19 protein-coding genes are annotated in these 23,864 nt (G+C 54.4%); 8 read left to right on the plus strand and 11 right to left on the minus strand.

The genetic code is table 11. The annotated features are described in order from the left end of the window. Positions 1-20: 20 nt before the first annotated feature. Positions 21-2,090 carry an O-linked N-acetylglucosamine transferase family protein gene (locus tag TMES_RS08235; protein WP_085581390.1) on the minus strand — a complete coding sequence of 690 codons (2,070 nt, stop codon included), beginning with the start codon at positions 2,088-2,090 and terminating at the stop codon, positions 21-23. Positions 2,091-2,741: 651 nt separating this feature from the next. On the opposite strand from TMES_RS08235, the gene ilvD reads away from it, so the two are divergent. Both ilvD and TMES_RS08245 read left to right on the plus strand, forming a co-directional pair. Next, a complete protein-coding gene (gene ilvD, locus TMES_RS08240) occupies positions 2,742-4,598 on the plus strand; it encodes a dihydroxy-acid dehydratase (RefSeq protein ID WP_085581392.1) in 1,857 nt (618 codons plus the stop codon). A 187-nt stretch (positions 4,599-4,785) separates the two neighbouring features. Further along, positions 4,786-5,427 carry a LysE family translocator gene (locus TMES_RS08245; RefSeq protein ID WP_085582043.1) on the plus strand — a complete coding sequence of 214 codons (642 nt, stop codon included), beginning with the start codon at positions 4,786-4,788 and terminating at the stop codon, positions 5,425-5,427. A gap of 90 nt (positions 5,428-5,517) precedes the next feature. On the opposite strand, the gene TMES_RS08250 is transcribed toward TMES_RS08245, so the two are convergent. Then, positions 5,518-6,705 carry a thiolase family protein gene (locus tag TMES_RS08250; RefSeq protein ID WP_085581394.1) on the minus strand — a complete coding sequence of 396 codons (1,188 nt, stop codon included), beginning with the start codon at positions 6,703-6,705 and terminating at the stop codon, positions 5,518-5,520. Positions 6,706-6,846: 141 nt separating this feature from the next. Between TMES_RS08250 and TMES_RS08255 the strand changes: the two genes are divergently transcribed. Continuing rightward, a complete protein-coding gene (locus tag TMES_RS08255) occupies positions 6,847-7,314 on the plus strand; it encodes a MarR family winged helix-turn-helix transcriptional regulator (protein WP_085581396.1) in 468 nt (155 codons plus the stop codon). A 68-nt stretch (positions 7,315-7,382) separates the two neighbouring features. Here TMES_RS08255 and ald read toward each other — a convergent pair whose 3' ends face one another. Then, entirely contained in the window at positions 7,383-8,498 is a 1,116-nt protein-coding gene (ald, locus tag TMES_RS08260; RefSeq protein WP_085581398.1) for an alanine dehydrogenase, read from the minus strand. 169 nt (positions 8,499-8,667) lie between these two features. Here ald and TMES_RS08265 point away from each other — a divergent pair, with 169 nt between their 5' ends. Together TMES_RS08265 and TMES_RS08270 are read left to right on the plus strand one after the other, a co-directional pair. Further along, complete coding sequence (locus tag TMES_RS08265) at positions 8,668-9,126, plus strand: Lrp/AsnC family transcriptional regulator (RefSeq protein WP_085582045.1); 459 nt, start codon at positions 8,668-8,670, stop codon at positions 9,124-9,126. Between the two features lie 312 nt (positions 9,127-9,438). Continuing rightward, positions 9,439-10,149, plus strand: coding sequence for a TetR/AcrR family transcriptional regulator (locus tag TMES_RS08270; RefSeq protein WP_085581400.1), 711 nt, complete (start codon positions 9,439-9,441; stop codon positions 10,147-10,149). Between the two features lie 190 nt (positions 10,150-10,339). Here the strand turns inward: TMES_RS08270 and TMES_RS08275 are convergent, their stop codons facing one another. The 6 genes from TMES_RS08275 to TMES_RS08300 all read right to left on the minus strand — a co-directional run bounded on the left by TMES_RS08275 (position 10,340) and on the right by TMES_RS08300 (position 17,540). Further along, positions 10,340-11,182 carry an ABC transporter permease subunit gene (locus TMES_RS08275; protein ID WP_085581402.1) on the minus strand — a complete coding sequence of 281 codons (843 nt, stop codon included), beginning with the start codon at positions 11,180-11,182 and terminating at the stop codon, positions 10,340-10,342. Further along, complete coding sequence (locus TMES_RS08280; RefSeq protein ID WP_085581404.1) at positions 11,179-12,108, minus strand: ABC transporter permease subunit; 930 nt, start codon at positions 12,106-12,108, stop codon at positions 11,179-11,181. Before TMES_RS08280 ends, TMES_RS08275 begins: the two co-directional genes overlap by 4 nt. After that, positions 12,105-13,268 carry an ABC transporter ATP-binding protein gene (locus TMES_RS08285; RefSeq protein ID WP_085581406.1) on the minus strand — a complete coding sequence of 388 codons (1,164 nt, stop codon included), beginning with the start codon at positions 13,266-13,268 and terminating at the stop codon, positions 12,105-12,107. The genes TMES_RS08280 and TMES_RS08285 overlap by 4 nt, the downstream gene beginning before the upstream one ends. 309 nt (positions 13,269-13,577) lie before the next feature. Further along, positions 13,578-14,684 carry a polyamine ABC transporter substrate-binding protein gene (locus TMES_RS08290; RefSeq protein ID WP_085581408.1) on the minus strand — a complete coding sequence of 369 codons (1,107 nt, stop codon included), beginning with the start codon at positions 14,682-14,684 and terminating at the stop codon, positions 13,578-13,580. Positions 14,685-14,853: 169 nt separating this feature from the next. After that, positions 14,854-15,957, minus strand: a complete 1,104-nt coding sequence (locus tag TMES_RS08295) for a polyamine ABC transporter substrate-binding protein (protein ID WP_085581410.1) — start codon at positions 15,955-15,957, stop codon at positions 14,854-14,856. A gap of 233 nt (positions 15,958-16,190) precedes the next feature. Beyond that, on the minus strand, positions 16,191-17,540 hold the full coding sequence (locus TMES_RS08300; protein WP_085581412.1) for a glutamine synthetase family protein: 1,350 nt from the start codon (positions 17,538-17,540) through the stop codon (positions 16,191-16,193). A 275-nt stretch (positions 17,541-17,815) separates the two neighbouring features. Here TMES_RS08300 and dgcN point away from each other — a divergent pair, with 275 nt between their 5' ends. From dgcN to TMES_RS08315, 3 genes are all read left to right on the plus strand, one after another. Further along, positions 17,816-18,820, plus strand: coding sequence for an N-acetyltransferase DgcN (dgcN, locus tag TMES_RS08305; protein ID WP_085581414.1), 1,005 nt, complete (start codon positions 17,816-17,818; stop codon positions 18,818-18,820). Between the two features lies 1 nt (position 18,821). After that, positions 18,822-19,808: an N-acetyl-D-Glu racemase DgcA gene (gene dgcA / locus TMES_RS08310; protein WP_143589588.1), complete on the plus strand. Its 987-nt coding sequence runs from the start codon at positions 18,822-18,824 to the stop codon at positions 19,806-19,808. 361 nt (positions 19,809-20,169) lie between these two features. Further along, on the plus strand, positions 20,170-21,330 hold the full coding sequence (locus TMES_RS08315) for a GGDEF domain-containing protein (RefSeq protein WP_143589589.1): 1,161 nt from the start codon (positions 20,170-20,172) through the stop codon (positions 21,328-21,330). An 883-nt stretch (positions 21,331-22,213) separates the two neighbouring features. Here TMES_RS08315 and TMES_RS08320 read toward each other — a convergent pair. Continuing rightward, the gene (locus TMES_RS08320) at positions 22,214-22,807 is read right to left on the minus strand and encodes a GNAT family N-acetyltransferase (protein ID WP_085581420.1); all 594 of its coding nucleotides are present in this window, start codon (positions 22,805-22,807) and stop codon (positions 22,214-22,216) included. Continuing rightward, positions 22,804-23,673 carry an N-formylglutamate amidohydrolase gene (locus TMES_RS08325; RefSeq protein ID WP_085581422.1) on the minus strand — a complete coding sequence of 290 codons (870 nt, stop codon included), beginning with the start codon at positions 23,671-23,673 and terminating at the stop codon, positions 22,804-22,806. The genes TMES_RS08320 and TMES_RS08325 overlap by 4 nt, the downstream gene beginning before the upstream one ends. Positions 23,674-23,864 lie beyond the last annotated feature (191 nt).

A 23,864-nucleotide genomic window follows, 5' to 3' on the forward strand; every position in this document is an offset into this window, starting at 1 on the left:
GTGGCAAGTGCCGTGCGCGGTTATTGCGCGCACCATAGCCGCCAGATATCGCGATAGGCTTCTTCAAAATCAGCCGCAATCAACCGGTGATTCATCATGCTTGCTTTTAACACCCGGTCGCGCAATGTCCGGCGGATCATGGACAGGGCATCAATATCGCGGCCCAGCAACACCGCTTTTTCAACGTAACCATTGCGGGTTTCTGCCGCCAATGCATCCAGCCCGACATCGCTTAGCACGCCCAACCCGCACCGGGCCGATGGCATGGTACCGGCCAATGTCACAAAAGGCACCCCGTGCCACAGCATGTCGCAGCCTGCCATAATGTTATTGGCGGGGAACGGGTCCAGCCCGATGTCGATCTGGTCATAAATGGCGGTATTGCGGATTTTATCGGGGTCGACGCCCTGGCATGTTACGCGGTCAATATGCAGGCCTGCCTGCCGGGCCCGGTCAAGGAAATTTTGCCGGACAAAGTTGTCATGCAACCCGTCGGCCTGAATGATCAGGCGGCTATGGGCGGCCTTGTTCATGATGCGCGCCCAGCTGTTTAGCACCGTGTCGCCAATGCGCGGTAATGTGCCGACAAAGCCGAAGGTTAAATATCCATTCAAAAGCGCCGGTAACGGGCCTGTCGCCTTGCTGTTCTCGGGCGGGGTATAGGCAAAGGCAGCATGGGGCAGGCGGTGCAGTGTTTCGCTGCAAATGCGGTTTTCGGCCGCCCCGGCGGCGGTCATATCGACATGGCCAAACATATGGTCGATTTGGCTGATACCGGTTGACGCATGATAAAGCGTCACCTGTAGCGGTGCCGGGCGATAGGCGAAGACCTCAATCGGGTGGTTGCGGGTAAAACCGGACAAATCGACCAGAATGTCGATCTTGTCCTTGCGAATACGTTCGGCAATGCGTTCGGCATCCTGGCCTGCGACATCACGCCAGCTATCGGCAACAATTTGCCATTGCCGGGTGGTGTCATCATGGCGGGTGACGGCGGAATATAAAAACAACTCAATGCCATTGCGGTCATGATTTCGCGCCAGCCCCATCAGGCGGGCATAAAGCGGATGATCGCGAAAATCGGGCGATATCCAGCCAATGCGCAACCTGCGATCGGTGCTGCGGGTGTTGGCAAACCGTGGCGGGGATGGCATTGGCGGCAAATGCGAGCGCGCCCATTGCCGGGCCTGTTTCAAATATTCCGGCCCGTCAAATTGCGGCAAATACAGCAAGGCTGCCAGCAATCGGGCATGAAAATCGGCACGGGCCGGGTTTTTTTCCACCAAGGCAGCCAGGCGGGCCACCCCGTGGGCGGTATCGCCGCCACGGATTAAAATATCGGCAAACAGGCCCTCAATATCGGCCAGGTCGGGGGCGTGGTCGCGGGCGGTTTCAAGAACGGCGTTGGCTTGTTGATATTTGCCTGCCGCAATCAGGGAGGCCGCCATATTAACCATCGACGGGACATGATCGCCATGGATGCTTAGGGCGCGTGAAAACAGGTTTTGTGCGGCCTCAATATGGCCCAACCGCAACAGAACAGCGCCAACCGTGTTGATTTTATCGGCATCAAGCTTGGCGGCCTCGGCGGCATTTTCAAACGCCATCAGGGCGGCTTCATACTGGCCCAGCGCGTTCAGGGCCTCGCCGAACAACAAAAACGCATCAAAGTTGCCATTATGCAGGTTAAGCATCCGGCCCAGCAGGTCAATCGTCTGGCCGTAATTGCCGCGCGCCTTTTCCAGCCGTGCCAGATGAAAAAGTGCTGTCGGAAAATCACCGTGATAGCTTAGCGCCAGGCGGAATTCATCAATCGCGTGTTCAATATCGCCATTGGCTTCCAGTGCGATGGCATAATTGCACCGTGCCGCCGGGTTCGCGCCCATGCGCGCAATGCAGCGTTCAAACAGTTCCAGCGCTTCGCGGTGGTGCCCCTGACGGGTGAGCAAGGTGGCAAGAAGATGTTCTGCCTCGTTATTGTTCGGGGCAACGTCAAGAACGCGGCGATAAATCTGTTCGGCTTCTTGCAGACGGTTGCCTTCGTGGGCTGCCAGTCCGCGCCGCAGCAATGTTGAAAGCTCGGCTGTCATGCAATGCCTTGTTTTTGGGGGCTTTGCCTAATAATGGCGTACCCGGTGCCAGTTTGTCATCTTATTCGCATACGGGGCTTTAACATAAAGAAATTGACGACGGTATGGCTGCAATGATGGTGCGCGGGGTTTGTTAGGTGATATCGGCCACTGGGGTAACGTGCGTCCATGCGGGGCAATAGGCCGTAATGTGCGTGTTGGCATTGCGCGGCCTCGCATGGCAAACTACCTGCAGGTAAACAGCCCGTGCTCATAGCCGCTTTGGCCTGTTCTGGCCCACAAGCGCCCCGTGCTCAAAAAAAACCCCAGCCACAAAGGGCCGGGGTGAGAATGGGAGTGGGAGAATCGCCTGGCGGCGATAATCGAATATTAGAATATTCTGTCACGACAGCAGCGTCTCCTACTCGTTCGATTGATCTTATGGGTCTTTGGGATAGGTAAAATTATGGACATAATCCATTGGGGCAGTACATTTTGCCTTTTGGCACCATCATCGCTGGCCCAACCGGATTTTTGCCGATAAGCTGTCGGGTATAAAAATACTCGCATGGCAGGTTTGTCGAAACTTTCGGGCAAAAAACTGTAAATTGACGCCAAGTCTGTGCTAGAACGCGAGTTCAAAAATATTACGTATAAAGAGAGGTTCGACCCATGCCGGAATATCGGTCCCGTACAACCACCCATGGTCGCAATATGGCCGGTGCGCGCGGCCTTTGGCGCGCCACAGGCATGACAGATGAAGATTTTGACAAACCGATTATTGCGGTGGTCAACAGTTTCACCCAGTTCGTGCCGGGCCATGTGCATCTGAAAGATCTGGGTCAGATGGTGGCGCGCGAAATCGAGGCATCGGGCGGTGTTGCCAAGGAATTTAACACCATTGCTGTTGATGACGGTATCGCGATGGGGCATGACGGCATGCTTTATAGTTTGCCGTCACGCGAAATCATTGCTGATTCGGTTGAATATATGGTCAATGCCCATTGCGCCGATGCAATGGTGTGCATTTCCAACTGCGACAAAATCACCCCTGGCATGTTGATGGCGGCGATGCGCCTGAACGTACCGTGTGTGTTTGTGTCGGGGGGCCCGATGGAGGCTGGCAAGGTCACGATCGATGGCAAGGAACGCCATCTTGATCTGGTCGATGCGATGGTTGAAGCCGCCGATCCGAATGTTTCGGACGAACAACTGGCTGTTGTTGAACGTTCGGCCTGCCCGACCTGCGGGTCGTGCTCGGGCATGTTTACCGCCAATTCGATGAACTGCCTGGCCGAAGCTTTGGGCTTGGCATTGCCGGGTAACGGCTCGGTTCTGGCAACCCACGGCGCGCGCAAGGAACTGTTCCTGGAAGCGGCGCGCACATCGGTTCGGTTGGCGCGTCGTTATTACGAAGAAGACGACATCACCGCAACGCCGCGCGGTATTGCATCTTTCAAAGCGTTTGAAAACGCCATGGCGCTTGATATTGCCATGGGTGGCTCGACCAACACCGTTTTGCATTTGCTGGCCATTGCGCGCGAAGCCGAAGTTGACTTCACCATGACCGACATGGACCGTTTGTCGCGCAAGGTGCCGCACCTGTCCAAGGTCGCACCGTCCCATCCGCTGTATCATATGGAAGATGTACATCGGGCTGGTGGCATCATGCGTATTCTGGGCGAACTGGAGCGCGGCGGGTTGCTTCATACCGATGTGCCAACAGTCCATGCCAAAACCATGGCTGATGCCCTTGAAAAATGGGATATCCGGCGCACCAGCAACGAAAAGGTTCAGAAGTTTTATCGCGCCATGCCCGGTGGTGTGCCCAGCCAGGTAGCCTTTAGCCAGGAACGCTACTGGGACGATCTGGATATGGACGAAAAAGGTGGCTGTATTCGCGATATGGAACATGCCTATAGCAAGGATGGCGGTTTGGCTGTTCTGTTTGGCAATATGGCGATCAATGGCTGCATTGTTAAAACAGCCGGTGTTGATGCCAGCATCCTGAAATTTACCGGCCCGGCCGTGATTTGCGAAAGCCAGGACGAAGCCGTTGCCAAGGTTTTAGGCGGTGAAGTCAAGGAAGGCGATGTTGTGGTCATTCGTTATGAAGGGCCCAAAGGCGGGCCGGGCATGCAGGAAATGCTGTATCCGACCAGCTATCTGAAATCGATGGGGCTGGGCAAGGCCTGCGCCTTGATCACCGATGGTCGTTTCTCGGGCGGGACATCCGGCCTTTCAATTGGCCATGTATCACCCGAAGCGGCGGCTGGCGGCGATATTGCGCTGGTTGAACCGGGTGATACCATTGAAATTGATATCCCCAACCGCACCATCCATATCGCAATTGATGATGCCGAAATGGCCGCGCGCCGCGAAGCCATGGAAGCCAAGGGCACGGCCTTGGCGTGGAAACCCGCCAAACCGCGCAAACGCAAGGTTACGACCGCCTTGCGGGCTTATGCCGCCCTTGCCACCAGTGCCGATAAGGGCGCTGTGCGTGACGTAACGCAGGTCGAATTCTGACCCTGGCGGTCGCTATCTGAATTTAAAAACCATCCGGTGTGTTTTGGCGTGCCGGGTGGTTTTTTTGTGGAAAAGCGTGAAAAAGCGATGCGGAAAATCCGGAAGGGTATTTTTGATTTTCCCAAATGTTTTGTTCCGTGACATGATTTTACCCGGCAATGAAAACCGGCAAAAACAGGGGGGCGAAATGGAACTTTCGATGCTGATCGGGGCGATGGTTGCCGCCGCGATTTATGTTTTAACGCCCGGGCCTGCCTTTTTGGCGATGCTGGGGCTGGGTGCGGCACAGGGCAGGGCGGCCAGTGCCGGGTTTTTGTTTGGGCATCTGGCGGGCGATGTTATGTGGGCCGGGTTGGCGCTGGTGGCGATTATTGGCTCGCGCGTGATGGACCCGGTGGTGTTTCATGCCTTGGCGATGGTGTGTGGTGTTTATCTGTTCTGGCTGGGGTTTCTGGCGTTGACCGCGCGGCGCAAGACTGAAGGCGGGGTTGATATGATCATTCGCCGTCCGTGGCGCCGGGGTCTTGTTTTTGGCATCACCAACCCCAAAGGATACCCGGTGGCGGTGGCGATGTTTACAGCCCTTCTGGCAAAAAATGCCGATATGCTCGATTGGGGCAGCATGGGCGGGTTGTTGGCGGCATCGCTGGTCGGGTTTATATTGGCCGATCTGATTTTGATCTGGCTGGTGGGGCTGGGGTTTTTGCGCCGGTTTTATTTGCGTCATCAAATCTGGATCGTGCGCGCCACCGGTTTGATTTTTATCGGTTTCGCTGTTCAGGCGATCACCAGTTCGCTGCCGGGGCTTTGGCATTGGCGCAAAACCTGATTGCGCCGCGTTTCTTCCTAATTTAGAAATCATATTTTAAATATAGAAATTTCAAGGGGCGCCTGTGTGAAGATGGGCACCCCTTTTAAATCAGCTGATGATCTCAAGTGCGAGCGCAATGCCCTGACCACCGCCAATGCACAGGGTGACAATGCCGCGTTTAAGGCCATCGCGTTGCATGGAATGGATCAAACGGGTGGTTAAAACGGCCCCGGTGGCCCCAATCGGGTGACCATGCGCAATGGCCCCGCCATCAACATTGACGATGTCTTCGGGCAGACCCAGTTCGCGCAGCACGGCCAGCGGTATGGCGGCATAGGCTTCGTTAATTTCGATGCGCTCAATGTCGCCACGCTGCCATCCCGCGCGATACAGTGCCTGTTGCACGGCGGGGACGGGGGCAATGCCAAACATCGCCGGGGCCAGAGCCGCGACGCCGTAAGATACCAGCCGTGCCATCGGGCGCAGGCCCGCTTTTGCGGCCGCATCGCGGTTGGCGACAATCATGGCCGCAGCGCCGCTGTTTAACCCCGGTGCGTTGCCGGCGGTAATGGTGCCATCGGGGCGAAAGACCGGGCGTAGTTTTGCCAGCACATCCATGCTGGTTTCCGGGCGAACCGATTCATCGCGATCAAACGTGATTGTTCCTTTTTTACCGGCAATCTCGATGGCCGTAATTTCGCACTCAAACGCCCCGTTTTGCTGGCGGGCTGCAAAGTTCTGGTGCGAGCGGGCGGCCCAGCGGTCCTGATCGTCGCGCGAGATGTTCTTTTGCGTGATCAAATCTTCGGTGTGCCAGCCTGAATGTTCGCCCGAAAAGGCATCATGCAGGCCGTCTAGCAACATGCTGTCCTGTATTTCACCTGGCCCCATGCGATAGCCAAAACGGGCGTTGGGCAGCAAATATGGGGCGCGGTCCATGTTTTCCATGCCCCCCGCGATCATGATGGCGCTATGGCCCAGCCATGTTTCACGGGCAGCAGCGGCAATGGCCTCGGCCCCTGAACCACAAACACGGTTTACCGTTACTGCCGGAACCGCGTCGCCCAGCCCGGCATTAACCACAGCCTGGCGCGCCGGGTTCATTTTGTTGCCTGCCTGCACCACATTGCCCATCACCGCGCCGTCTATTTGGCTGGCGGACAGTTTGGCATCGGCCATAACCGCGGCAATAACCCGCGCGCCAAGGTCGGTTGCGGAAACGGGGGCAAGGGTGCCGTTAAATTTGCCAATGGCGGTGCGGCGCGGGGCGCATAAAACAATATCGGGAAGGGTCATGTCAGGGTCCATTCATGGCAGGTTGGCGATGTTGCTGCGTGTCGATCCGGGCTATTAAATGCATATGCATTTAATATATAGTCATATGCATGGAATTGGCAATCATCATGCCGCCCTTAACCGCCAACCGGAAAATGCTGTGTGACCAAACATGAAAAATCGCCCCGCCCGGATGCGGCCGCCCTGGCCCTGACCGGCATCTGTATGGCGCATGCCCTGCGCCGGGCAACGCGCGTGGTCAGCCGCGAGTATGATGCCGCCCTTGCGCGGCACGGGTTGACCATCGGCCAATTTACCCTGTTGGCGCATATTCAACGAATGACAAACCCGTCGGTGCAGGCGGTGGCCGATGCCATGTTTATGGACCAGTCGGCCATGTCGCGGGGGTTGCGACCATTAGAAAAGGCGGGGCTGGTGATATTGCGGATGGACCCGGCCGATAAAAGGCGGCGCTTTTTATCGGTTTCCGATGCCGGTCGCATCGCATTTGATGCCGCCGCCGGCGACTGGCAAAAGGTGCAGTCGCGGTTGCGTGACAATCTGGGGTCGGCAGAGTTTGATATGCTGCGCAAAACCTTGCTGACGTTTGAGCGCGCTGAAGCTGAATAACGCCCGAACAAGCAAACCCCGCTGTGATAGCGGGGTTTGCACAAAAGAGATTTTGAGGTGTTATCGGCTTATGCCAGCGCTTTTTGCAGCGGCAAATAATCGTAGCCTAGTTCGCGGGCAACGGCCTCATAGGTGATTTTACCGTCATGCACGTTCAGGCCCGCTGCCAGATGAACATCATCCTGACAGGCATTTTTCCAGCCCTTGTCGGCAAGGGCGAGCATAAAGGGCAGGGTGGCGTTGTTCAGGGCGAAGGTGGATGTGCGCGCGACGGCACCGGGCATGTTGGCAACGCAGTAATGCACAACATCATCGACAATATAAATCGGGTCGGCATGGGTGGTGGCTTTGGATGTTTCAAAACACCCGCCCTGATCAATGGCAACGTCCACAATCACCGAACCGGGCTTCATTTTTGACAACTGTTCACGGCGGATCAGTTTTGGTGCGGCAGCACCGGGGATCAGAACCGCGCCGACAACCATGTCGGCATCGTAAACCAGGCTTTCGGTATCATCGATGGTGGCATACTGGGTTTTGATGCGCGGGCCGAAAACATCGTCCAGATAGGTCAGCCGTTTGATGTTTTTATCAAGAATGGTGACATCCGCCCCCATGCCCACCGCAATACGGGCGGCATTGGTGCCAACCACGCCACCGCCAATCACAACAACCTTGGCCGGGGAAACACCGGGAACGCCGCCCAGCAACATGCCGCGCCCGCCATTGGCCTTTTGCAGGGCCGCAGCACCCACCTGGGGGGCCATGCGCCCGGCCACTTCCGACATCGGGGCCAGTAATGGCAGGCCGCCATTGCGGTCGGTGACGGTTTCATAGGCAATGGCAGTCACACCTGATTTGATCAGGCCTTTGGTTTGCTCCGGGTCCGGGGCGAGATGCAAATAGGTAAACAGCAACTGGCCGGGGCGCAGTTGTTCATATTCAACCTTTTGCGGTTCCTTGACCTTGACCACCATTTCGGCATTGGCGAAAATTTCGGCGGCAGTGTCAACAATAGTGGCCCCCGCAGCCTGATAATCGGCATCGCTGCAGCCAATACCGGCACCGGCACTGGTTTCAATGATCACCTTGTGACCATGGATAACAGCTTCGCGTACGGATGACGGGGTCATGCCGACGCGATATTCATGGTTTTTGATCTCTCTTGGGACACCGATTAACATGGTGTGACCTCCCGGATTTGATGTGGCGGGTGGGCTTTTTGCCCGGCTTTTGGTTATCTTTGAACGTTACCCTAAAATTTTGGCAATTTCCCTTCAATCTGGGCCGCTAAAAATGGTATTGTTGGCAGATTATTTTAAGAAAATGCCATTTTGTCAGGGAAACATTCGAATGGACATTGATGACCGCGACCGGATGATACTTCGTTTGCTGCAACAGGACGGACGTATCAGCAATGCCGATCTGGCCGAAAAAGTGAACCTGTCGGCTTCGGCCTGTTTGCGCCGTGTGCGCTTGCTTGAAGAAGCCGGGTTTATTGATCGCTATGCGATGTTGTTAAATCCCAAGCGCATCGGCAAGCCGGGCAATGCCTTTGTCAATATATCCATCGCCCGGCAAACGCGCCAGGCGCTGGAAGATTTTGAACGCGAAATCCAGTCGGTTCCCGAAGTGGTCGAATGTTATCTTCTGGCCGGGCAAAGTGATTATCTGGTCCATGTGGTTTACAGCAACACATCGGACTATGAACGCATCCACAGCGAAGTTTTAACCCAGCTTCCCGGTGTGGAGCGGGTGCAAACCGTGATTACTTTGCGCGAAGTGAAACGTACCACAGAATTGCCCGTGTAAAAACAAGGGTCTGTTTTCTACCATTTCGCCCTTGTGCGTTGCGAAAAGCACATATGTTGTTTCGCGCAGAAATATGATCCGTAAAATGACTATTGGTCATTTCCTGTGTTCAAAAAATCAACTGAAATCATGCGATTGTCTGGACCTGTTCTTAAAAATGCGACAGTCACATGGTATTGCTGACCGCATGGCTGCATTGCATTTCTGATGTTTGCTGTACAGGAAATGAGGTGCTAGCGGGAACCGTTGTTTGACTCTGTGCTTCTTTGCGGGCAATAATCCGCCGGGGAGAAGACCGGGGAAGAACAATTGATGGAAAACGAATGCCTCGTTCGCGCGCGCAGCCATGAACAAAAGCTGCGTCGCAGGAACGATATAATAGACGCCGCCGAGGCGCTTTTTCTGGAAGGTGAGGGGCAACTGCCGTCTGCGGCGGAAGTTGCAAAAAAGGCCAACTTGGCCAAAGGCACATTATACCTTTATTTTTCCAGCAAAGAGGCCTTGTTTCTTGAAGTCCTCCGTCGCTTTTTCAAGGGATGGAGCGAGAATAATCTGGAAGCGATCGAGCAGGAAGCCCTTCTGGTCCCTGCTGATCGTGATGCCTTGCGTGTTGCACGCCAGTTTGTCGATTATCTTGTGCAACGATCACGGTTTTTGTATCTGGCATCGCTGTCTCATGGCGTGTTAGAGCAAGGTGCCGATGATGAAAGCGTGTTGATACATAAACGGTATGTGGCCGCGATGGTCAAACGTACCGCCGATGCGCTTTCCGAAATTTATGCCATTACCCAACAGCAAGCCCGAAATCTGATGGCAAATTCGTTTGCCCTGATATTGGGGCTTTGGCAAATGTCACAGGTTCCCGAGCGGGTGGTGGTGCTGATGCGCCAGAATGCCCTTGAAGACATGATCATTAATTTTTCCGACGCGGCCGAAAATGCCGTTGTCGAATTTTGGCGCGCCGAAATTCCAGTGATGAAAAATACCCGTGTCGAATTACAGGATGCCCCTGCCGTTCTGTGATCGGAAATTTGGCTGTTAGCACAAAAGGGGTGATGTCTGATCGGGCATCACCCCTTTTGCGTTCGGTCATGTGGGCACGGTACGCACCATAAATGCGGAGTATGGACCGGATACAAAACAGCCCCGGTTATATAAAGCCGGGGCTGTTTGCAAGGTGCTGAGCGGAGGCGTGTTTTGGGTCTTGGTATCGTTAGATCGACACGTCGACACTATCTTGGGCTTGACGGCTGCGTTGCCGTTCTGAACGCATGACAAGGATGCTGGCGATGATGATCAGGATGGAAATGGCAACAATGATCAGGGTGGCCAGTGCGTTGATTTCCGGTGATACCCCCAACCTGACCGATGAAAACACCTTCATGGGCAGGGTGGTGGAGCCTGGCCCGGCCACGAAACTGGAAATCACCAGATCGTCAAGTGACAGGGTGAAGGACAAAAGCCAGCCCGCCATCAGGGCCGGTAAAATCATCGGCAGCGTGATCAGGAAGAAAATCTTGGTCGGTTTTGCTCCCAGATCCATTGCCGCCTCCTCGATCGAGCTGTCCATACCGGCAAGGCGGGACTGAACGACAACCGCAACATAGGCAGCACAGAACGTCGTGTGGGCAATGACAATGGTGGTCATGCCGCGGCCTTCAGGCCAGCCGATAAGCTGTTCCATGGTGACAAATAACAACAGTAACGACAGGCCGGTAATCACATCGGGCATCACCAGCGGGGCGGCAATCATGCCGGAAAACATGGTGCGGGTTTTAAAACGCCCGAAACGCGACATCACCAGCCCGGCAGGGGTGCCAATGGCAAGGGCCAGGGTTGCCGACATAACGCCAATGCGCAGGCTGTTCCAGGCGGCATCGATCATGCCGTCATCCTGAAACAGCTCGACATACCATTTGGTTGAAAACCCGGCCCAGACCGTAACCAGTTTGCCTTCGTTAAACGAATAAATGATCACGAGCAGGATGGGCACATAGAGAAAGGCAAAGCCGAAACACAATGCCGAGGTCAGAAAGATTGATCGTTTGCCGCTCATTTCCCGGCCTCCTCGGTTTTACCCTGAATATGCTGAAAATACATAATTGGCACGACCAGAAAAATCAGCATGGCGATGGCGACAGAGGAGGCGATTGGCCAGTCGCGGTTGGAGAAAAATTCGTTCCACAGGGTGCGACCGATCATAAGGGTATTGGGTCCGCCTAAAAGTTCCGGGATTACGAATTCACCGACCGCAGGTATAAAGACCAGCAAGGAGCCCGCCAAAACGCCTGGCATTGAAAGCGGCAGCGTGATTTTTAAAAAGGCTTTCCATGGCTTGCAGCCAAGGTCGAGGGCGGCTTCAAGCAGGCTGCCATCCATTTTTTCCAGTGTTGAATAAAGCGGCAGGATCATGAAGGGCAGATAAGTATAGACAATGCCGATATAAACCGCGAATTCGGTCTGGCGCATGATCAGCGGTTCGGAAATGATATGCATCCCCATCAGGGCGGCATTAATCAGCCCTTCGCGGTCAAGAATACCGATCCAGGCGTAAACGCGGATTAAAAAACTGGTCCAGAACGGCAGGATCACCAGCATTAGCAACAGGTTGCGCGTTGATCCCTTGGCCCGGGCAATGCCATAGGCCATGGGATAACCGATCAACAGCGTGATCACGGTTGAAATGGCGGCAATGCGGATCGAATTCAGATACGCGGTGATATAGAGGCTGTCGGAGAGCAAAAACAGGTAATTGCCAAAGTTGATGGCAACATTAACCCCTTCATCCACCCACTGAAACAGCGCGCTATAAGGCGGCTGGGCATATTCGGCGGTGGCGAAACTGATTTTTAAAACAATCAGGAACGGGACAAGAAAAAACAGGAACAGCCACAAATAGGGCAAGCCAATAACAAGAACCCGCCCATGCCGGATCATCCAGCGGTCAAAACGTTGTTTAAGGGTTGGTTTTATCTCGCTCATTGGTTCAGCACCGAGGCGGACCCCGTCTCCCAGGTGACCCAAACCTTGTCTTCCCATGTATAACGCGGTTCGTTGTGGCGATGGGTGTTGGGTTCGCTGACCTTGATGCGCATGCCGCTTTCAAGGCGCACGTGATAGGTCGAAAGGCCGCCCAGATAGCCGATTTCCTCGACCTTGCCGGCAAAGCAGTTATGGCCGCTATCGTCGGGTTTTTCGGTGCAAAGACGCAGGCGTTCCGGGCGCAGGGCAACCCAAAGCGTGGTGCCTTCATGGCCCTGAACGGCGTGGTCGATATAAATATCACCCCCAATATCGTCCGAGCGAATGATGGCGTATTTTTCATCATCATCGATCAGCGTTCCTTCAACCAGATTAACCTGGCCCAGGAAATTGGCGGTAAAGCGGGAATTGGGATATTCGTAAAGCTCGAACGGGGTGCCGATTTGTTTGATTACCCCGTCATTCATCACCGCAATGCGCGAGGCCATGGTCATGGCTTCTTCCTGATCATGGGTGACCATAACAAAGGTGGTGCCAAGCTTTTCCTGAATATTGACCAGTTCAAACTGGGTCTGTTCACGCAGCTTTTTGTCAAGCGCGCCCAGCGGTTCGTCAAGCAGCAGCACCTTGGGCTGTTTGACCAGCGAGCGCGCAAGGGCGACGCGCTGGCGTTGCCCGCCCGAAAGCTGATGCGGTTTGCGTTTGGCAAACTTGCTCATTTGCACAAGGGCGAGCATATCGGCAACGCGGTCTTTGATTTCAGACTTTGAATAACCATCCTGATGCAGGCCAAAGGCAACATTGGTTTCAACGCTCATATGCGGGAACAGCGCATAGGATTGAAACATCATGTTGGTGGGCCGTTCATAGGGCGGCACCCCGGCCATATCGACGCCATCGATGAAAATTTTGCCTGCGGAGGGTTCTTCAAACCCGGCCAGCATGCGCAGCAAAGTTGTTTTGCCACAGCCCGAACCGCCCAGAAGGGCAAAAAGTTCGTGGCGATAAATGTCGAGCGATACATCGTCGACGGCGTAAAATTCGCCGAATTTTTTGGTTACTTTTTCAAACCGGATAAACGGTACCGCATCCGGATCGTTCCACGGCTGGCTTGACTGTACGCCTGCCTGCGCCTCTTGCTGATTGGCCCCCTGCGACACCAGGATTCTCCCGTCTGATGTTGAGATACTATTTGTCTTTTTTCTGCTTAACAGGATGAAGCAATTCCGCAATCTGTAAAGAGTGCTGTGCGATATTTCGAACGGTTGGGGGCAAATTTTGCCGGAAATGCGGGAAAAATGGGCGCTACTGTTCAGTAATTGAGCAATTTTTGCTTCGGGTAAGCGGGGTTTGCGAACCATACATTTGCAAATGCGAAGCTTTGCTTTGCGCGGGACAATGCGAGTCATAAACAAAACAAGGCGCGGGGATGCCGCGCCTTGTATATATCGGTTTTTTGATACGCGACTTTATTGACCGGTTTTCAATTTGGTCCACAAACGGGTACGTTCACGCAGCAATTTGGGCCCAGGTTCGACCTTGGCGCGCAGCTTGGCCTTGACCTCGTCTGACGGGTAAATGCCGGGATTGTTTTTAATCTCGTCATCCACATATTCCATCGCTGCCAGGTTCGGACCGGCATAGGTGACATAGTTGGTGATCGAGGCGCTGACCTGGGCATCAAGCACATAATTGATGAATTTGTGCGCCAGATCGGGATGCGGGGCGTCGGCCGGGATCAGCATGGTGTCAAACCAGATCAACGTGCCTTCTTTCGGGATCACATAATTGATGTGAACATCGTTTTCGGCTTCGTCGGCACGATCGCGCGCCATAAACACATCGCCCGAAAAACCGACCGAGACGCAGACATTACCGTTGGCAAGGTCGTTGATATATTGCGAGCTGTTAAAGTAGGTCACAAACGGACGGACTTTTTCAAGCTGCGTCATCGCGGCCTGAATGGTTTCCTTGCTTTGCGGTTTGTCGCCATTACCGAGATAGAAATTAACCGGATCGACCATTTCGCCCGGGTCATCAAGCAGGGTCAGGCCACATTTTGACAGCGGTTCGGCATATTTCGGATCAAAAATCAGCGCCCAGCTATCGGTCGGCGCGTCGTCGCCCAGAATTTCCTTAACCTTGTCAACGTTATAGCCATAACCATTGGTGCCCCACATATAGGGCACGGCATAGGCATTGTCCGGGTCGTATTTGGCGGTTTGTTTCAAAATCGCCGGGTCGAGATTTTTGTAGTTCGGCAATTTCGATTTATCGAGTTTCTGGAAAATATTGGCCTGGATCAGGCGCTGGGCATCGGCCAGGGTTGGCACCACGATGTCATAGCCTGAATGGCCTGCCAGCAATTTGGCCTCAACAACCTGGTTGCTGTCATAAACGTCGTAATTGACCTTTACGCCATATTCCTTTTCGAAATTGGCAACCGTGTCTTCGGCAATATAATCCGACCAGTTATAGACATTTAACACATCCTCGGCCGATGCCATGGTCGCATGGGCCGAAACGGCCGCGACCAGCGCAATCAGGCTGGTGGTGCATTTTTTCAATGACGACATATCGCTGTGCCTCCCTTAATGACAGCGTTGAGACCGGCAAACGGGGAATGGTGCCCCCGCACGCGCTGATCTATCCTTTAAACCGTTCGGGGATTTGTCAAACACAAGATATCGGCAAGCCAACAATTTTATGTTTTTAACAAACCCCCGAACGTCATTATCGGCGTGCCTATTGGCCGGTTTTCAGTTTGGTCCACAGCCGGGTACGGGTACGCAGAACCTTTTGCCCCGGTTCGACCTTGGAACGCAGCCGTTCCTTGACTTCGTCAGACGGGTAAACACCGGGATTGTTTTTGATGCGATCCTCGATCATGTCCATCGCGGCCAGGTTGGGGCCAGCATATTCGACATAATTGGTGATGGCAGCACTGACATCGCCACGCAAAATGTAATTGATGAATTTTAACGCCAGGTCCGGATGCGGGGCATCGGCCGGGATCATCATGGTGTCAAACCAGATCAACGTGCCTTCCTTGGGGATGACATATTTGATCTCGTTACCGTTATTGGCCTCGGCGGCGCGCGATGCCGCCATATAAACATCGCCTGACCAGCCAATGGCGGCGCAAATATTGCCATTTGCCAGATCGTTGATGTATTGCGAGCTGTGAAAATAGGTGATGTAGGGCCGAACTTTTTCCAGCTGCGTCATCGCCGCTTCAACGGTTTCGTTGCTTTGCGGGGCGTCCGCCGTGCCCAGATAAGCACTGACAAGCGGGACAATTTCACTGGGATCGTCAAGCATGGTCAGCCCGCATTTGCCAAGGGCCTCGGCATATTTGGGGTCAAAAACCAGCGACCAGCTATCGACCGGCGCGTCGTCGCCCAGCACTTCCTTGATTTTGGCCACGTTATAGCCAATGCCGTTTGTGCCCCACAAATAGGGCACGGCATAGGCGTTATCGGGGTCGTATTTGGCGGTTTGTTTTAAAATTGCCGGGTCAAGATTGCTGTAATTGGGCAGTTGTGCCTTGTCGAGTTTTAAAAACAGCCCCGCCTTGATCAGGCGTTGGGCGTCGGCCAGTGTTGGCACCACCAGATCATAGCCGGAGTTCCCCGCCAGCAATTTTGCTTCGACCATCTGGGTGCTGTCATAGACATCGTAGTTAACCTTGACGCCAAATTCCTTTTCAAAATTGGCGACGGTGTCTTCGGCAATATAGTCCGACCAGTTGTAAATATTTAAAACTTCTTGTGCAGATGCGTTATGGGCAAGACCCATAAGGCCGGTCGCAATGGCAATCAGGCTGATAGATTTTTTGTTTGGCTTCATTTTGCGGTGCCTCCCTGGTGGCAACGTCATTTATCATGGGGGCCTCCCTAAGTCCTCCCACGCCATACGTAATCCTGAAACGATTTCGGACTTTATCAAACACCTGAATTTATGTTTGGGCGTATTTTGAACTTTCTGCCGTTAATTTTGGCCAGGGCATAAAATAATTGCGCCGAAACGGGTGTTCCGGCGCAATTGTTGCTTGAATTCAAGCGTGGTTAAAACCGTCAGGATCAAACGTTAAGCAGAAGATGCTCGCGTTCCCATGCGCTGATCACGGTCTGATAGGCATTCCATTCGGCTTCTTTTACGGCCAGAACAGCGGCTGAAAACTCGTCGCCCAACAGTTCTTTGAGCGGCCGTGACCGGCTGAATTTCGCCAGGGCTTCGTGGATATGGCGGGGCAGGGAATGCGCCCGGTCATAGCCCGATCCTTCGATCGGTGTTGTCGGATCGATTTCTTCCTGAATGCCCAACAGACCACAAGCAAGCGATGCCGCAATCGCCAGATAGGGGTTGGCATCGGCACCGGGAATGCGGTTTTCGATCCGCCGTGCGCTGGGCGGGCCGTTGGGCTGGCGCAGGCCAACCGTGCGGTTATCAAGTGCCCAATGCATGTTGATCGGGGCATCGGACCACGGTTGCAACCGGCGATAGCTGTTCATATTCGGGGCCAGCAATGGCATGGCAGCAGGCAAATAGCGCTGCAGGCCGCCAATATAGTTTAAGAACAGTTTGGAGTTTTTGCCGTCATCATCGGAAAACAGGTTTTTACCGGTGTCGATATCAAGCAGGCTTTGATGAATATGCATCGCACTGCCTGGTGTATTGCCCATCGGCTTGGCCATAAAGGTACCATAGACACCGTGTTTTAAGGCGGTTTCGCGCAGTGTTCGTTTAAACAAAAATGACTGATCGGCAAGTTCAAGCGGCTCGCCGTGGTTAAAGTTCATTTCCAGCTGGGCCGGGCCCGATTCGTGGCTCATGGTATCGGCGTCAATATTCATGGCCTCGCAATAATCGTAAAGATCTTCGATCAACGGGTCGAATTCGTTAATCGCATCAATGCCAAAGGCGTTTGATGCCCGTTCCGGGCGGCCCGACCGCCCGACCGGCGGTTCTAGCGGGTTGTCGGGATCGGTGTTTTTGGCAACCAGATAAAATTCAAGTTCCGGGGCAATGATCGGGCGCATGCCCAGGTTTTCAAACTGTTTGAGAACCCGTTTAAGAACATTGCGCGGAGAAATCGAAACTTCCTCGCCCGAGAAATGGTAACAATCGCAGATGATCTGGGCGGTCGGCTCTTCATACCACGGAACAACGCGGATGGTTTCGGCGTCAGGCACCATCACCACGTCTTTTTCGGCCGGGTCTAAAAAGGCATCGGTTTCTTCGGGGTATCCCCCGGTGACCGTCAGGCAGAAAATTGCCTCGGGAATGGCGAGACTTTTGTTCTCGACCCCGCGCAAAAATTTCTGGGTGGGCAAAACCTTGCCGCGTGCCACCCCTGACATGTCAGGCACAATGCATTCGACTTCTTCAATTTTTCGTTCGGACAGCCACGTTTTGAGATCCGTACTCATCATAAGTCGGGCGCTTTCACGCCCGTCCTTCATAATTGCAGTTTATTGCTTTTTTACCGGTTTTTACCGGCATCCTTTACAACAAACTGTGTTTAAGTTGGCAAATGGTCGAATAAATTTCGGTTTTTGGTCATTTTTTCCGAATTCAATGCGAACATCTAACGATATAGCCGAATATGACCCAAGAGTAAATCTGGCAGGAAACGTCCTATTCAGGCTATAGTCGCTTCCAGATTATAAGTTCAGCGCTTGGACGCTGGTCAAGGAGGTAAAGAATGAAAATCGAACATCCCTATCTAATGTTTCTTGGCGATGCCCCGGATGAGCTGGCTGCGAAGACCGCCATTGGCATCAAACAATGGCGCCCGGAATGGTGCAAGGGCCAATTGCGTCTGGAAAATTGCCATGCCGATCTTGGCCTGCCAGATATGACGATTGCCGAGGCCCGCGAAGCCGGTGTGAAAACCCTGGTTCTGGGTGTTGCCAATCGTGGCGGCATTATCGGACCGGCATGGATGGAAACCCTGCTGGCCGCAATTGATGCCGGTATGGACATTGCCAATGGTTTGCACACCAAGCTGACCACGATCCCCGAACTGGTTGAAGCCGCAGCCGCCAAGGGCGTTAAGCTGTTTGATGTGCGCCATTTCAACGGCAAACTGCCGATTGGCAATGGCGAAAAACGCAGCGGCAAGCGCGTTTTGGCCGTTGGTACCGATTGTTCGGTTGGTAAAATGTACACCGCCCTGGCGATTGAAGCCGAAATGAAAAAGCGCGGCATAAAATCGACCTTCCGCGCCACCGGCCAAACCGGTATTTTCATTGCCGGCGAAGGCATTTCGGTGGATGCCGTGATTTCCGATTTCATTTCCGGCGCGGTTGAAACCATTGCCCCGGCCAATGATGCGGATCATTGGGACGTTGTCGAGGGGCAGGGCAGCCTGTTCCATGCATCGTTCGCCGGTGTGTCGATGGGGCTTTTGCATGGCTCGCAGGCCGATGCCCTTGTGGTCTGCCACGAGCCGACTCGGACCCATATGCGCGGCTTGCCCGGCTATTCCCTGCCGGATTTGAAAACCACGCTGGACGTTAACCTGATGCACGCGCGCCTGACCAACCCCGATTGTGTGGTGGTGGGTTTTGCCATTAATACCAAGGCCCTTGATGACGCAGCGGCGAAAAAGCTGATGGCGGATGTGTCGGCCGAATTTGGCCTGCCCTGTGTGGACCCGGTGCGCAACGGCGTTGCCCCGATTGTCGACAAGTTGCAGGAGATCTGATGTGCCGAAATTAAGCGTCACATCCGAAGTCTGGCCGTTGCGAACAGCCTTTAAAATTTCACGCGGGGCAAAAACCCAGGCGGAAGTTGTGGTTGTTACGCTCAGCGATGGTGAATTTAGCGGGCGCGGGGAATGTGTTCCTTATGCCCGCTATGGCGAGTCGATTGATCAGGTGATGGCCGATATCAACGCCCAGGCCGATGCGCTTGACCGCGGAATGACACGGGCCGAATTGCAAAATGCGATGAAGGCCGGTGCTGCGCGCAACGCGGTTGACTGTGCCTATTGGGACCTGGAGGCCAAACGTTTTGGCCGTCGGGTCTGGGATTTGCCGGGTCTTGAAGCCCCGGCCCCCGAAGGGCTGGTGACGGCTGAAACGCTAAGCCTTGATACACCGGATGCCATGCGTGAAGCAGCCAAAAAGGCGGCGTCAGCGCCGCTTTTGAAGCTTAAGCTGAACGGCGAAAACGTGCTGGAATCGGTGCGCGCCGTGCGTGAAGGCGCACCGCACGCACGGTTGATTGTCGATGCCAACGAGGCATGGTCGATCGAGCTTTTGCGCGATATCGGGGCCGAGCTGGATGCTTTGGGTGTTGAAATGATCGAACAACCCTTGCCAGCGGGCAGTGATGACGGGTTGGCAGGCATTGATTGCCCGGTTTTGCTGTGTGCTGATGAATCGGTTCATACCGTGGCCGATATTCCGCGTTTGGCCCGGCTTTATGACATGATCAATATCAAGATCGATAAAACCGGTGGTCTGACCGGCGCGCTTGAACTTGCCGATGCGGCCCTTGCGGCTGGAATGCAATTGATGGTGGGCTGCATGGTGGGTACATCGCTTGCGATGGCACCGGCCATGGTGGTGGCGGCAAAGGCACGCATTGTCGATCTTGACGGCCCGCTGTGGATGGCAAAAGACCGTGAAAATGGCATAGAGTTCACAAAAGGTGTGATGGCATTGCCCGAGGCAAAGCTGTGGGGATGATCTGGCAGTTATAATGTCAGTTCATTGTCAGCAAGTATGATGAATAGTCTGATGAATAAAGGGGCAATCGCAAGGTTGCCCCTTTATCATTTCAGTATTTACCATCAAATATTGCGTACAATACCCAGTCTATATTCATAATAATTCAGAAAATTTGGCGCCAATTCACTTTTATTGCGCATTTGCTGCTCTTATGGATAGTTGTCATTTTGCAATTATAAGGTGAGGATAGCCTCGAATTTCCGGGGCGCTGGGTGCTCCTGGTCGAAATAGGTGACGGAGCCCCTTGGTGCCAGCCTCGCAATCTCCCTTATCATTTACCCTTCGCGGGCGATTGCGATGTGATTGTCGCGATCTTGTTGTGCCTTTTTTTCACAATGATGCCTTGCGTCTGCGCCGCTCGGAAATTTTACGTCATACCGGGCGGCTGGCAGCAGGGTTTGTTCTTCTGTTTATGGTCTGTGCCCCGTTCTGGGATGGTAGCTATGAAACGTTGCTGTCTGCCAGCTTGCTAAATGTATCGCGGCTGGCTGTTGTGCTGGTGGCGTTATGGGTGGTGCTTGACGGGCGTATCGGTGCGCGGTTGCGGCGCAAGCTGCCCTTGCTGCCTTTTTCGCTGCTGATGTTATCTGGCGGGGCGCTGTTTGCACTATCGCTGGCCGATCCTGCGGCGTCTGATGCCTCCATCATGACCCACGCGCTGTTATTGCTGGCCATGGGCATGCTGCTCGCCGCAATGCCGCTGTCGCTGATCGAGGTCTGTGCCTTTTTGGCAATACCCGCGGCCCTTGATGTTTCGGGGTTGCTTCCCGACGGGGCTGGTGTGGTCAGTGCGGGTGTGATGCCGACCCGGGTGCTTTTTTTCGTTATGACCCTGACCGCCGGTCTGTCGGCGCTGTTGCAGTTGCATCGCACAATTGTCAATATTCGCCAGATCGCGCAGGACCCGTTAACCGGGGCCTATAGCCGGGGTTTTGGCAGTGAAATGCTGTTTTTGGGGTTTGAAGCCGCCCGGCGCAATTGCCGCCCGTTTTCGGTGGCGTTTGTGGATCTGGATAATTTCAAGCAGGTTAATGACGAGTTTGGCCACGATCGTGGCGACCGTATCCTTGCCAAAAGCGGCGAAAGCCTGATTGCAGGCCTGCGCCGGGGCGATGTGGTTGTGCGTTGGGGCGGCGAGGAGTTTCTGGTTCTGCTGCCCGGCCTTACAACCGGCCAGGCGCGCGAGGTGATGCGGCGCGTGGTTGACAAAGGGTTGGCGGAATTGCCCGACGGCAGCCGGCAACGCTGCAGTGTTGGCATTGCCGAGCGGATCGAAGACAAAATAGAAGAACCGCATTCGCTGGTCGATCTGGCGGACCAGCGCATGTATGAGATCAAGAAAGATCAGGAAACAGACGGCATGGGGTTTTCCCAGGGGGCTTCGCGGTCCTCGCGGCCTGGCGGCGGGGCGTCCAGTGCCACAGTTATTTTACATCCCGCCTGTGAGACGTCCCTTTCGGTCAGCACAATTATTACCTGACGCGTGTGATAGCCTAGGGCTGTCGCCCCTATCGCAATACATCCATCCTCATTGGTTTAAAATTTTCGCGCGGTTATCGTCTGTGGCGGAGCCATTGACCGAAGTTCCCGTCTCGCTAATACGCGCGTTATTGCGCCCTTGTGTCTTGCACCATCATAACGCGTGGCAAAATTCCCGGTTTCCTGCTTGTTGCGGTAAAATCATGCATTGTTGACCGCGTGCGAAGGGACCAACTGCCCTGCGCCGTGTGATCCAACATAACCCTGTGCGATCCCGTATCATTCTATGCGGCAGGCATGACGGGTATCTGCGGGTAGTTTCGCGCCGGGAATCACTTTGCAATGTGATTTATGTCGTGGCCGCAGGGAAAATTTACGACTCACATCGGCTCAATCTTCACTTTTTGACATTAAAAACGGCAAAAATGAAAATTCTGATAGGGTTTATAGCCCCGATTCGGCAGTGATTCTGTCGTAGTTTTGATCGGCCTTTGGGCTCCGATGCCGAATTTTGGGGCAGTCGCGGATCGAAAAAGTGTCAGTCTTGTGAATTTTTGATCAAAAAAGTAGCATATATTTTAAGGGCAAAAAAAATAGACAGAAACATGTTGCAAGGCAGCGATGATCTGGCTATTCTCCATTTGTGCGCTGCGGTAGGACGTAGCGCATTCCGGCGAGCGACTAGTTCGCTCGTTTCTTGGACGTTTCCTCCCTAGACTTGGGCCGCTGTCATAGGCGGCCTTTTTTTTGTCTGGAATCTGGGGTTTTTGAGGATTTTCGGCTTGCGGCGGGCAGCATCATTGCCTTTTGGCACGCTAGAAAAAATTCTGTTTTTGTTTTGTGCAATGCGGTGCAAGTGCCGACAAAAGAACGCTTTACGGGTTTTAAGACGCGGTCTTTTGCAGGGCTTCTTTACGCGGATCGGCATCGGGAATGGTGCCGTCGCCATCGCCAAGGCCGCGCTGCATGATAACGCTGTCGACCCAGCGGCCCAATTTATAGCCAGCTGATTGCAAAGTCCCCGCGACGCGAAAACCAAGCCGCGCGTGCAGCCCGATGGACGCAACATTTGCGGAATCGCCAATAACGGCGACCATCTGGCGATATTCCAGCGCGGTGCAGCGCGTTATCAGCTCGGATAACAACGCACGGCCCGCGCCCTTGCCAACGATTTCCGGGGCGATGTAAATGGTGTCCTCGACCGTGAAGCGATAGGCCGGACGGGGGCGATAGGCCCCGGCATAGGCGAACCCTTCGACATTGCTGTCGATCTCGGCAACCAGATAGGGCAGGCCGCGTTCACGCACATGTTGCCAGCGTGCGGTTAGTTCGGCAATTTCGGGCGCGCGTTCCTCGAACGAGGCAAGGCCATGCAGTACATGGTGGCCGTAAATTTCGGTAATGCGGGCAAAGTCATCGGGCCGGGCATCGCGGATCAGCAATTCGCCCAGTTTATGGTCGGTGGTGGCGGCAGTCATTCCAGGGGGCTCCCGTCGAACTGGTGAAATTTTTCGATGAGGCTGCTCATCTGATCGCGCAAAATAGTGAAGCCGCGATGCGGTGTCAGGGTTTCTTCTTCCATATACAGGGCGCGGTTTATTTCGATTTGCAAGGTGTGGACGTGCTGGTCAGGCTGGCCATAGTGGCGGGTGCAATAACCGCCAGCATAAGGGTCATTATAGGCCGGGGCATAGCCCATGTCGCGAAAACATTCGCCGACAAAGCGGGTTAAGGCGGGGTGGCAGGACCGGCCATAACAATCGCCCAACACCAGATCGACCGGGGATTGTGACGAATCCATCGAGTCACCCGGCATCGAATGGCAATCGATCAGGATGCAATAGCCAAACATATCGCGGGTGGTGTCGATCAGTTTTTGCAGGGCCGCGTGATAGGGGGTGTAATAGGTATCAATGCGGTCCAGGGCATCGGCGATGGGCAGGCGGGTTTTGTAAATTTCAACACCGCCACTGACCACACGCGGGATCGAGCCCAGCCCGGACAGGGCGCGCATGGAATGAATATCGGCATTGTCGGGCAGGGCACCATCAAACATGCGCGGGTCAAGTTCCAGCGCGCCACGGTTAACATCGACATAGGCGCGCGGGAAATTGGCACATAAAAGCGGTGCGCCGCTTTGCGGGGCGGCGGCAAACAGCCGGTCGACAAAGGCATCCTCGGAGGCGCGCAGGGCGAATGCGTCGATTCGGGCCTGCGATACCAGATCATCGGGATAGACCCGGCCAGAATGGGGCGATGCAAAGACCACAGGAAGGGTCTGGCGTTGCGGCAAAAAAACAGTCGCCGGGGTGCTGGTGCTTTGTTCAGATGGCATCAGGTTCATGTGGCTTTCGTCGCGCAGGCTGTCAGGGGCACCAACATGGTGCAAATCGGGCGAAGCATTCTCTTATCATGAAGATTTTTTGGCAAAAAGCCAAATGGGGGGTTGCACCTTTGCAAGCCTTGGGCTAAATACCGCTGCGCCGCAGGAAACAACGCCGGAGCATTCTGGCAAGTAACCATATTGCGGCAAAC

The sequence above is a fragment of the Thalassospira mesophila genome (genome assembly GCF_002115755.1).
Taxonomy (GTDB): Bacteria; Pseudomonadota; Alphaproteobacteria; order Rhodospirillales; family Thalassospiraceae; genus Thalassospira; species Thalassospira mesophila.

Bases quoted from the DNA above. Each gene is read 5' to 3' on its own strand.
- TMES_RS08235 (WP_085581390.1), bottom strand. From the start codon at position 2,090: ATGACAGCCGAGCTTTCAACATTGCTGCGGCGCGGACTGGCAGCCCAC.
- ilvD (WP_085581392.1), top strand. From the start codon at position 2,742: ATGCCGGAATATCGGTCCCGTACAACCACCCATGGTCGCAATATGGCC.
- TMES_RS08245 (WP_085582043.1), top strand. From the start codon at position 4,786: ATGGAACTTTCGATGCTGATCGGGGCGATGGTTGCCGCCGCGATTTAT.
- TMES_RS08250 (WP_085581394.1), bottom strand. From the start codon at position 6,705: ATGACCCTTCCCGATATTGTTTTATGCGCCCCGCGCCGCACCGCCATT.
- ald (WP_085581398.1), bottom strand. From the start codon at position 8,498: ATGTTAATCGGTGTCCCAAGAGAGATCAAAAACCATGAATATCGCGTC.
- TMES_RS08265 (WP_085582045.1), top strand. From the start codon at position 8,668: ATGGACATTGATGACCGCGACCGGATGATACTTCGTTTGCTGCAACAG.
- TMES_RS08270 (WP_085581400.1), top strand. From the start codon at position 9,439: ATGGAAAACGAATGCCTCGTTCGCGCGCGCAGCCATGAACAAAAGCTG.
- TMES_RS08275 (WP_085581402.1), bottom strand. From the start codon at position 11,182: ATGAGCGGCAAACGATCAATCTTTCTGACCTCGGCATTGTGTTTCGGC.
- TMES_RS08280 (WP_085581404.1), bottom strand. From the start codon at position 12,108: ATGAGCGAGATAAAACCAACCCTTAAACAACGTTTTGACCGCTGGATG.
- TMES_RS08290 (WP_085581408.1), bottom strand. From the start codon at position 14,684: ATGTCGTCATTGAAAAAATGCACCACCAGCCTGATTGCGCTGGTCGCG.
- TMES_RS08295 (WP_085581410.1), bottom strand. From the start codon at position 15,957: ATGAAGCCAAACAAAAAATCTATCAGCCTGATTGCCATTGCGACCGGC.
- TMES_RS08300 (WP_085581412.1), bottom strand. From the start codon at position 17,540: ATGAGTACGGATCTCAAAACGTGGCTGTCCGAACGAAAAATTGAAGAA.
- dgcN (WP_085581414.1), top strand. From the start codon at position 17,816: ATGAAAATCGAACATCCCTATCTAATGTTTCTTGGCGATGCCCCGGAT.
- TMES_RS08320 (WP_085581420.1), bottom strand. From the start codon at position 22,807: ATGACTGCCGCCACCACCGACCATAAACTGGGCGAATTGCTGATCCGC.
- TMES_RS08325 (WP_085581422.1), bottom strand. From the start codon at position 23,673: ATGAACCTGATGCCATCTGAACAAAGCACCAGCACCCCGGCGACTGTT.